This window comes from Hydrogenivirga sp. 128-5-R1-1 (genome assembly GCF_000171895.1).
In genome coordinates this window covers 1-2,524 of record NZ_ABHJ01000109.1, presented here as the reverse complement: position 1 = coordinate 2,524, position 2,524 = coordinate 1, and the positions used below count along the sequence as shown (strand labels likewise).

Annotated in this window: 3 protein-coding genes; all 3 read right to left on the bottom strand. The window is 30.6% G+C overall.

Annotation, left to right across the window (positions count from 1 at the left end):
• Window positions 1-211: tetraacyldisaccharide 4'-kinase (locus HG1285_RS19160; RefSeq protein ID WP_008288584.1), on the bottom strand; the 211-nt coding region annotated here is incomplete at its 3' end.
• Window positions 208-1,575: a magnesium transporter gene (gene mgtE, locus HG1285_RS04670; protein WP_008288583.1), complete on the bottom strand. Its 1,368-nt coding sequence runs from the start codon at window positions 1,573-1,575 to the stop codon at window positions 208-210. The genes HG1285_RS19160 and mgtE, both read right to left, overlap by 4 nt.
• A gap of 9 nt (window positions 1,576-1,584) precedes the next feature.
• The gene (gene era, locus HG1285_RS04675; RefSeq protein ID WP_032496916.1) at window positions 1,585-2,487 is read right to left on the bottom strand and encodes a GTPase Era; all 903 of its coding nucleotides are present in this window, start codon (window positions 2,485-2,487) and stop codon (window positions 1,585-1,587) included.
• Window positions 2,488-2,524: the final 37 nt, after the last annotated feature.

Genomic DNA, 2,524 nt, shown 5'->3' with positions numbered 1-2,524 from the left:
TTTTATATCCTCTGGACAAAACTACAGGGTTTAAACCTATACTTTGGAAGTATTTAGCAAGCCATATAGTAAGAGGAGTTTTACCAGTTCCTCCAACTGATAGATTACCAACAGATACTACAGGGACAGGAAGTTTTTTTACTTTTAATATTCCATTTTCATAAAATTTTCGTCTTAAATAAGCACCTGTTGCATATAATAAATCAATCATATCAATTTACTTATAAAGTATGAAGCAATACCTAAATAAATCAATACTCCTAAAATATCATTTAAAGTCAGGACTATAGGACCTGTAGCAAAAGAAGGGTCTTTTTTTAATGTTTTCAACACAAACGGCATTAAGCCTCCTAAAAAAGATGAAAATAATATATTTATAAGAATAGCCAATGCAACTACTAAGCCTAAAACATGGTTTGAAAGCCACACAAAAGAAATCACACCTACTATAACACTTATTAATATTCCTAAAACAAATGCAATTTTAAGCTCTCTCAATATATACATAAAAATGTCTTTTTTATTTTCAGTTATTTTTCCGGTCATCAACCCTCTTGCAGTAATTATTGCTGATTGAGAACTTATATTTCCTCCAACAGCAGCAACCAATGGGAGGAAAAATACTATTGGAAGAGCTTTGTATATAGTTATTTTAAATGTACTTATTATAAATGCCGTTATTAGCTCACCTATTACCGTAACCAATAACCATGGTAGTCTAAGTTTTGCAATTTTAAAAACCTGATTGGCATAAAAAAGTTCTTCTTCTTGAGCTCCTGCCATTTTAAAAAATTCTTCTGTTGTTTTTTCAGATATTGCATCAATAACATCATCTATGTATATAACACCTACAAGCTTATCGTTTTCATCAACTACTGGAAGTGCGTAAAGGTCATATCTTTTAAATAAATCAATAACCTCATCTTTTGTGGCATCTTCTCTTACAGAAATAACATCCCTGACCATAATATCTTTAACTTGAGTGTTTGGAGGTGAAACTAAAAGTTCTCTTAAGGAAACAACACCTACAAGCCTTTCTTTTTCATCAACAACATATATATATACAACTTCAGTTTCATCACTTATCGTTTTAACAAGATTTAATGTATCTTCAACTGTCTGATTTTCATTTACCTCAACATAATCTTCTGAAACCAGGTGTGTAGCTGCAGCTTCCCCAAATGATATATATTTTTCAAGTTCTTTTCTGTCTTCATCTTCAAGCCTTTCTAAAAGCTCTTTTTGGAGTTCTTTTGGAAGTTTATCAATAATCTTTGCTATTTCTCCAGTTGAAAAAGTAAGTAAAACTTTAATAGATTCCTTCAAAGGAATATTCCTTAATATTTCAACCTGAATATCTTCATCAAGTTCATATAAAACATCAGAAGCTTTTTCTATGTCTATATCAAGCAATATTTGAAAGGTCTTAACCCTTTCTTGAGGTGTTAAATATCTAAATATGTAAGCTATATCCCCCCTATGAGCCTTTTCTAAAAGACGCTCCAGTGCCCTTTTATTACCTTTACTTATTAATTTTTTTATTGTTTCTTTTAAAACTTCTAAACTTGGAGTCATATAGCTCTCCTAAGATAAATAATAACCAAGGTCTTTTAAAATAGATATATTTTCTTTCCATCTTTCTTTCACTTTGACCCAGAGATTAAGATAAACTTTTTTACCTAACAAAAACTCCAGTTCTTCCCTTGCAAGCTGACCTATTTTTTTAATAGTCTGTCCTTTCTTACCTATAACTATCTTTTTGTGATTTTCTTTTTCAACATATATAACCGCATCTATAAATATTATTTTTTTATTGTTTCCTTCCTGTATATTTTCAACTTCAACTGCCACTGAGTAAGGAAGCTCTTCCTTTAAAATATTAAAAGCTTTTTCCCTGATTATCTCTGCTATCTGAAATTTTAACGGCAAATCTGTTATCTGATTTTCAGGGAACAAAGGAGGCGATTCAGGTAAGTATTTTTTTATTACCTGTGTCAATCTGTCTAAGTTTACACCTTTTAAAGCAGATATAGGAACAATTTCCTTAAATTCATAAATTTTAGTGGACTGTTCAATTAAAGGAAGCAATAGCTCTTTAGGAACTTTATCCACTTTGTTTATTATTAAAATTACAGGTTTATCTAACTTCTTTAAATAATTATCAACTATCTGAAGGTCATTTTTTGTCCAGCCTTTTGTAGCATCTATAATCATCGCGATTAAATCTGCTTCTTCCATTGAAGATACAGCAGACTCAACAACAGTCTTCGTTAAAATGTCTTTTCCTTTCTGAACCCCTGGGGTATCTAAAAATATTATCTGGGCATCTTTATCATGTTTTACCCCCAGTATTCTCATTCTTGTAGTCTGAGGTTTTGGACTTACAATAGAAACTTTTACTCCTAAAATGTTATTTAATAAAGTAGATTTACCAACATTCGGCCTGCCAACTAAAGCAACAAACCCTGCTTTAAATTTATCTTCCATACTTTTTCCTTCATAACTTAAATTTTTGAAAATTTGT